Below are 7437 nucleotides of genomic sequence, written 5' to 3' on the forward strand. Positions count from 1 at the left end.
ACCGACGTCGGTGGGCCCGCGCGGCCGGGACCGGCTGGTTGTACGTCCTGCCCGCCCTGGTGATGTACGCGGTCTTCGTCCTGCGTCCTCTCGCCCTGACCGTCCAGTACTCGCTCTACGACTGGAACGGCATCGGTGTGGCTCGCTGGGTGGGCCTGGACAACTACCTCACCGTTTTCACCGACAGCGATCTGCTGAAGATCATCTCCAACGCGGTCATCCTGATCGTCTTCTTCAGCTTCATCCCCGTCGCGCTCGGGCTGTTGGTGGCGAGCATGGTCCGCCGGGTCACCACCGGGACGTTCGGGACGGTCGTCCGCACGGTCCTGTTCCTGCCGCAGGTCATCCCCCTGGTGGCGGCGGGCATCGCGTGGAGCTGGCTGCTCTCCTCGAACGGCCTGGTCAACCAGGTGCTGCGCGCGATCGGCCTGGGCGGCGTCGCCCGTGCCTGGCTCGGCGACTTCGACACGGCGCTGCCCGCCGTGGGTGTGATCGGCGCCTGGGTCCTGCTCGGTCTCTGCACGATCCTGCTCGTCACCGGCATGAGCAAGATCGATCCGGCGCTCTACGAGGCCGCCCGCCTGGACGGCGCCGGGCCGGTCCGCGAGTTCCGCGCGGTGACCCTGCCCAGCCTGCGCCAGGAGATCGGCGTTTGCCTCACCGTGACGATCATCGCCGCGCTGGCCAGCTTCGACATCGTCTACATCTCCACCAGTGGCGGTCCCGGCCTGCAGACCACCGTTCCCGGTCTGGAGATCTACCGGCTGGCCTTCTCGCAGCGGCAGGTCGGGCTCGCCTCGGCGCTCGCCGTCGTCCTCATGGTGCTGGTGCTGGCCTGTGTCCTGCCGATCCAGCGACTGACCCGGGAGGAGAAGCCGTGAACCTGAGCCGACGCGAACAACTGACCGGGCGCATCTTCCTGATCGCCCTGATCCTCGTCACCCTGCTGCCGTTCGTGAGCATGCTCTCGGCGGCGTTGCAGCCCCGCGGCACCGTGCCCAGCGGCCTGACCTGGCCGTCCGACCCCCAGTGGGGGAACTTCGCGGACGCCTTCACCGCCGCCAACATGGGCGCCCTGCTGCGCTCCAGCCTGCTCATCGTGGCAGGTGTCGTGCCGGTGTCCGTGCTCATCGCCACCATGGCCGGGTTCGGGCTCGGTCAGCTGCGGGTGCCCGGCGGCCGAATCGTCTTCGGCCTCCTCGTGCTCGGCCTCACCCTGCCCTTCGAGGCCGTGGTCACCCCGCTCTACTACCAGATGCAGGATCTCGGGCTGCTCAACACCCGGTGGGCCATCATCCTGCCGCTGATCGGTCTGTACATGCCGTTCGCGGTGTTCTGGATGCGGGCGCACTTCACCAACGTGCCGGTCGAGCTGTCCGAGGCGGCGCGGGTGGACGGCAGCAGCACCTGGCAGCTCTTCTGGCGGGTCCAGGTGCCGCTCGCACGCCCGGCCATCGCCTCGCTGACGATCCTGATGTTCCTCTGGACGTGGAACCAGTTCCTGCTCGCCATCGTCCTCGTCGACGACGCCACCAAACGCACGATGGCCGGCGCGCTCGGGGCGTTCCAGGGTCAGTGGGGCACCGACCTGGTGCTCCTGTGCGCCGGATCGCTGTTGATCCTCACCCCCACCCTCATCGTGTTCCTGATCTTCCAGCGACAGTTCATCAAGGCCCTCATTCAGGGGTCACTGAAGGGATAGGCAGTGGTCACACAGCCGCAGATCCACGGCGACGTCGACGAACGCTACGGGCACGTCGCCGACGTCTTCCGCGACAACTTCACCTTTAGGGGCGACGTCGGCGCGGCGGCCACCGTCTACGTACGGGGCCGCAAGGTCGTCGACCTGTACGGCGGGATCGCCGACACCCGCACCGGGCGGCCCTGGAACGCGCACACGCCTGTCGTCGTCTTCTCCTGCACCAAGGGCATCCTGGCGATCTGCGCCTACCTGCTGGTGCAGGAGGGACGACTCGACCTCGACGCTCCCGTGACGCGCTACTGGCCGGAGTTCGGGCAGCACGGCAAGGAACAGATTCCCGTACGTTGGCTGCTCACCCACCAGGCCGGACTGCCCGCACTGGACCGACCCCTGACCCTCGACGAGATCCTCGCCTGGGATCCGGTCATCAAGGCGATCGAGGCGCAGGCCCCTTTGTGGCAGCCGGGCACCGCGCACGGCTACCACTCGATGACCTACGGCTGGCTCGTCGGTGAGGTGATCCATCGCGTGACCGGGCAGCTACCCGGCTCGTTCTTCCGGGACACCGTCGCGGGACCCCTCGGCCTGCGCACCTGGCTCGGTCTTCCCGCCACCGAGAACGACAGCGTGGCCTGGGGCCTGGCGCCCCCGCCGGACGCCGAGCCGTTCGTCGACCCGGTCGCCGAGCGGGGAATCACCATGGGCGGAGCCTTCGCCTTCCCCGCCGACGCCGACGGGCTGGTCACCTTCAACGACCCCGCCATCCGGGTCGCCGGCATCCCCGGCGCGGGCGCGGTGAGCACCGCGGACGGCCTGGCTCGTCTGTACGCCGCCTGCGTCTCCACCGTCCAGGGCGAACCCCTCCTCAGCGGCGCGGCCATCGACGACGCGACCGTCGTCCGGTCGCGCGGTCAGCAGCGGCACGGTCCGCCGGACAGCGGACAGCGCTGGGGCACCGGCTTCCTGCTGCATTCCCCGCCGGCCCGGCCGCTGCTCGGTGCGCGCAGCTTCGGCCATGACGGCGCCGGCGGGAACCTCGCCTTCGGCGACGCGGACCATCAGGTCGGATTCGGCTACGTCGTCAACCAGATGCGCGGCGCCGACGACGACCGCGCCAACCGCCTCACCGCCGCCGTCCGCGCCTGCCTCGACGCCTGACTCGGCGACGCCGACCCCGCGGGGCTCCCTGGTATCCGGGACCCGGCCTACCGCCGAGTCACCACCGGGGAGCCCCGCAACCGTCTCAGTCCGTCGCGCCCGCCGGCTTGTCCTGGGCGAGCAGCCAGCGAAGGATCCTGCCGTCCTCGTAGGTGGGGCCGAACGCCGCGTGGTAGTCCGGCAACGAGAACGCCTCGTCGGCGTACTCGCTGTAGCGGACCAGGTCGGCGGCCTGCTCGGGGGTCTTGCCGCGAGCCTCGTACGCCTGCCGCAGCAGCGTCGAGGAGTTCCGGGCGCCGGAGACGTTGAGCAGGTGATCGTGCTCGCCGTGGGTGATCCACAGCGGGATCTCGGCCGCCGCGATGGCGGTGGCCTGTGTCGCGTCGACCGGGAAGCCGCCGGTCACCAGTCCGCCGGCGAACAGGTCCGGTCGCTTCGCGAACGCCGCCCAGAGCAGCTGGGAGCCGTACGACACGGTGGTCGCGTACACCCGGCGGGTGTCCACGGCGAACCGGCCGACGAAGTCGTCGAGTAGCTTGACCAACAGGTCGGCCTCGGCCGCCCCTCCGACCCGCTGGTGCTGGGGCGCCAGGACGATCACGTCCTCGGAGGTGCCGGTCCACTCCGACTGCAGCCACGCGGTCGCCGGGATGTCCGCGGCGAGCTGGACGCCGAGGTTGTCGCCGTCCCAGCCCATTCCGTGGCCGGGAAGGACGACCATCAGCGGGTACGTGCGTCCGGGCTGGTAGTTCTTCGGCAGGTGGTAGTGGTACGGCAGGACCATGCCACCGCTGAGGAAGGAACCGTAGGTGAAGTCGTCGACCAACCGGTTGACGGGCTTCTCGGTGACCTGGCGGGACTCGCGGGGGGTTGCCCTGGCCAACACCGGCCCGTTGCCGGAGCCGCGGCCCGGCTGGCCGTGTACGTCCTTGCGCTGCACCACCCGGGTCGGCAGCTCGGGGTTGACCTTCACCGTGCAGAGGAACGTCGGGCACTTGGAGACGATGACCGTCCAGCCGCCCGGGTCGGTCGGGTCGAGCTCCACGATGACGTACCTGCCGGGCGTCGACCGATGGTCGGCGCGGGTGTTCGCCACGCCGTTGGTGTAGGTGTGCGTGACGGTCCGGTCGGCGAGCTTCGGCAGGTCCTCGATGGGGTTGAACCGAAAGTTGTAGATGGTGTCGGCCACCGTGAACGTGGCGTTGTCGAGGCTGCGGGGGTTCACGGTGGCGCCGTACTCGATCGCCACCGCGGAGACCTTCTGCCCGTACGTCTGGACAGTGGTGATCGGGGTGATGCTGCGGATTCCGTCCTCCGTGCGGGGGCCGCCGTTCGCGGCGTACGCCGTGCCGGAGGCGGCGGTCAGCATGAGGGTGGTGATGAGCGGGATCAGTCCTCTTCGCAGTCTCACGTGAGTCCATTCTCGAAGAAGGTTCGCCCATCTGGCGGGCCCTTGCCGAGGGGCGAGTCGGGGCGTCTCGTTCGCTAAACTGATTTAGCGGAGCATGGGGGGCGGCTCTGGACGTGTCAATACCGCGCCGGCCACAAGCGAAGCCTTCGGAGCGACCAGCGCTGGGGAGGACCTAGCGCTGCGTTCGGGCCAGCCGCAGCTCCCACGCGGCGATGGCGGTCACCGTGAGCGCACCGAACACGCTCATGGCGACCTGCGCCCAGGTCGGGACGACGAGCGTCCCCGTGCCCAGCAGGACGTCGGCGGCGACGATGGTCCAGGCGATGATGATGGTGGACACCGGTGCGACCGCCGCGTCGATCCTGGCGCCCCGGTACGCGTGCCGGTTGGCGAGAAACGACCAGCGGAAGAAGAGGACGAAGCCGGCGACCGCCGTGCCGATCCCGCCGAGGGTTCCGAGCAGCAACAGGAGCAGGAAGACGATCCAGACCACGAGACGGAGGAGCCAGTCGACGACGCCGGAGGGTGGTTCGGCGTCGGCCAGGACCAGCGCCGGAAGAGCGCTGACCCCGAAGATCACCCACGGTGCGAGGACTGCCACGACGCAGGCGAGGCCGGTGCCGAGGATCGACCCGAGCACCGACCGTACGTCCGCCCACAGGCGACCGGTGCCGTGTCGCGCGGCGGAGTACCGCATGCTGACCCCGACCGCCACCAGCGCCGCGACGATCAGCACCAGTGCGGGATGCAGGGCCGCGACGATCCTGAGCCCGTTCTGCATCTCGCCGACGAGCCGGCCGCCGGCCTCCCGGGTGGACAGGTCGACGAAGAGCAGCGGGGCGACCAGCACCGTGACGACCATCCCGGTCACGGATCGCACCATCTGCACCCGGTCGAGCAGCGGCGGTCGGCCCCGGTCCTCCACGACGAGCCAGCTCGCGTGCCAGAGTCGGGACCAGAGCCCATCCGTCAGTCGTCCGGCCCGCGACGGTGCCGTACCGATCATCGGCGCACCTCGCTCTCCGTTCCCTGCTGAACACTGTAGGTAGTGTCGACAAGGGGAGTGCTCAGCCACCGAGCGGAGGCGCTGCCTCAGGCGCTCAACGCGCCCTCTTCGTCGGCCGTTTACGCGGCGGCGTCAACAGGTCGGCGATCGCCCCGATCGCGGACGGCACCAGGCTGTAGTACGCCCAGACGCCGCGCTTCTCACGCTCGAGGAGGCCGGCCTCGGTGAGGATCCGAAGGTGATGGCTCACGGTCGGCTGAGAGAGGCCAAGTGGCGCGGTGAGATCACTCACCGATGCCTCGCCCTCCGGAGCGGACTGGATCAGGCTGAGAAGTCGCAGCCGAGCCGGGTCGGCGAGTGCCTTCAGCACTCCCGCGAGTCGCTCGGCGTCGACGCGCTTGATCGGCTCGCCAACCAGCGGCGAGATAGCAGGCATATCGGTTTTCGCAGCTCCCACGTCCCCCATCGTCCCACCAACACCAGGGATAGATGGGTGGAACCGCCACCAGTACCCCGAAGGCGTCATCCGGCGCTGTCCATGTCGGCCCCGAGGCGCGCCCGGTGAGCCAGCCAGCGCGGCCGATCTACTTGTCGTCCCGAGCAGCGACATGGAACCTGTAGCATGCGGCGGACGACGGGCGGCAGCCGGAGCGCGGCTCTGGCACGACTCGCCGCGCGACTCCGCCCGACCGGGCGGCCGCAGCGCCGGCGAGGCCGGGGTCGGAGTGAGAGAGGAACCTGCTCGGCGTGTTCCAGGAACCGGACCGAAGCCAGATGACCGGTGGAAACTCCATCAGCTCAGCGCGCCGCGGCGCGTCAGACACGGACCCACCGGAGGCGTGGGACGCGGAACTCGCCAAGGCGGTACGGCAGGTCGCCGTGCTGCGTACGGGGTTCTACATCGTCGTACTGCTGATCGCGCTCGGCGGTCAGGTGTCCGGGGCGATGGAACGGCTCAGCATGCCGTGGTACGTCGCCCTCCCCGCCGTCGGGGCGCTGGAGTTGGGCGGCGTCGTGGTGCTGGCGAACGCCGACCTGCGCCGCCGCCTCGGCGAACAGGCGATCCTGTCCCGCGTGCTGTCGGCCGGCATCGCCGTCGCCGCCGTCGCCTTCAACTGGCTGGCGCACAGCAACCACCTCGAAGGCGGCTTCTACGCGGGCATGTCCCTGCTCGGCTATCTGGTCTGGCTGATGAACACCGAGAACCAGCGGCGGGACCGGCTGCGCGCCAAGCGGCAGTTGCCACCGACGACGCCGGCGTACGAACCGGTCGGGCACTGGTTGCGACACCCGTGGCTGACCCGTCGTGCCCGCTCGCTGGCCAAGGCCGACTCCGGCCTCGGGCTGTACGGCTCGCTCGACGCGGCCCGTGCGCAGATCCGCGCCGAGCGGCGGCAGGCCGCGCTCAGCAAGGTGTTGCACCGCAAGATCACCCGAGCCTTGGACGCCACCACCGCGGACATCGCCGTGGCGGTCTACGACCTCGACGAGATCGCCCGGCGGCTGGCCGAGCACGCGGACTACGACGGGCTGACCACGCTGATCGCCGCCGATCTGGCACCTGCGCGGGTGTTGGCCGGAAACCTGCCGGTGCAGGGCCGTCGTCGGCGGTGGCGTCGCTCCGGTCAACCCGACCCCGTCGCGCTGGCTTCGGCCGCGCGGATGCTCGCCGACGTCCCGGAGCGGCTGCTCGCGCACGCCCCCAAGCCGGCCATGGTCGCGGCGCCCGAGCCCGTCGCACCCTCCGAGCCCGGTGCGCCTCCGGTCGCCCCCGAGGGGGACGCGGCCTCCGGCGGCCCCGTGCCGGCCGGAGACCCCTTCGAGCGTCCCAAGGCCGTCGAGCGGGTGCCGGACGGCATCGAGCGACCGACAGCACGGCGGTCCCGGGCGACGCCGGACCGTGGCGGCCAGCAGGCGGGGCGGTCCGAGAACACGGGCCAGACCGTGTCGACATCCGAGCAGCCCGACCCACCCCGCGCCTCGGACTGGGCCGCGCTGCACGCGGAACTCGCCCCGCTCCTGCCGGCAGCCGCGCCGCGCCGAACCACGCGCAACACGCCGGACCGGTCGGACGTCAGCCGGGCAGAGGCGCCGTCGACGACGAACGAGCAGGTCTCCCTGGCAGCGCCGGCCCCCACGGCGCCGGCCCCCACGGCGCCG

General features: G+C 70.6%; 7 protein-coding genes. 4 read left to right on the plus strand and 3 right to left on the minus strand.

Features of this window, described 5'->3' with window-relative positions; translation table 11 throughout:
• The 3 genes from JNW91_RS27705 to JNW91_RS27715 form a co-directional block, all read left to right on the plus strand.
• Positions 1-881: carbohydrate ABC transporter permease (locus tag JNW91_RS27705; RefSeq protein ID WP_407664391.1), on the plus strand; the 881-nt coding region annotated here is incomplete at its 5' end.
• On the plus strand, positions 878-1702 hold the full coding sequence (locus tag JNW91_RS27710) for a carbohydrate ABC transporter permease (protein ID WP_203178380.1): 825 nt from the start codon (positions 878-880) through the stop codon (positions 1700-1702). The genes JNW91_RS27705 and JNW91_RS27710, both read left to right, overlap by 4 nt.
• A 3-nt stretch (positions 1703-1705) precedes the next feature.
• Positions 1706-2860 (plus strand): serine hydrolase domain-containing protein, encoded by a 1155-nt coding sequence (locus tag JNW91_RS27715; RefSeq protein WP_203178381.1) that lies wholly within the window; start codon positions 1706-1708, stop codon positions 2858-2860.
• A gap of 85 nt (positions 2861-2945) precedes the next feature.
• Here the strand turns inward: JNW91_RS27715 and JNW91_RS27720 are convergent, their stop codons facing one another.
• From JNW91_RS27720 to JNW91_RS27730, 3 genes are all read right to left on the minus strand, one after another.
• Positions 2946-4271 (minus strand): hypothetical protein, encoded by a 1326-nt coding sequence (locus JNW91_RS27720; RefSeq protein ID WP_203178383.1) that lies wholly within the window; start codon positions 4269-4271, stop codon positions 2946-2948.
• Positions 4272-4443: 172 nt separating this feature from the next.
• Positions 4444-5277: a hypothetical protein gene (locus JNW91_RS27725; protein ID WP_203178384.1), complete on the minus strand. Its 834-nt coding sequence runs from the start codon at positions 5275-5277 to the stop codon at positions 4444-4446.
• A 94-nt stretch (positions 5278-5371) separates the two neighbouring features.
• Positions 5372-5713: an ArsR/SmtB family transcription factor gene (locus JNW91_RS27730; RefSeq protein WP_203178386.1), complete on the minus strand. Its 342-nt coding sequence runs from the start codon at positions 5711-5713 to the stop codon at positions 5372-5374.
• A 338-nt stretch (positions 5714-6051) separates the two neighbouring features.
• Between JNW91_RS27730 and JNW91_RS27735 the strand changes: the two genes are divergently transcribed.
• Positions 6052-7437 (plus strand): hypothetical protein (locus tag JNW91_RS27735; RefSeq protein WP_203178385.1); only part of this gene is annotated, 1386 nt, incomplete at its 3' end.

Source organism: Micromonospora parastrephiae (genome assembly GCF_016802865.1).
In the GTDB taxonomy this organism is placed as follows: Bacteria; Actinomycetota; Actinomycetes; order Mycobacteriales; family Micromonosporaceae; genus Micromonospora; species Micromonospora parastrephiae.

What these genes read in the sequence shown, in the direction of transcription:
- JNW91_RS27725 (WP_203178384.1), bottom strand. Translation starts at nt 5,277, where the DNA reads ATGATCGGTACGGCACCGTCGCGGGCCGGACGACTGACGGATGGGCTC.
- JNW91_RS27730 (WP_203178386.1), bottom strand. Translation starts at nt 5,713, where the DNA reads ATGCCTGCTATCTCGCCGCTGGTTGGCGAGCCGATCAAGCGCGTCGAC.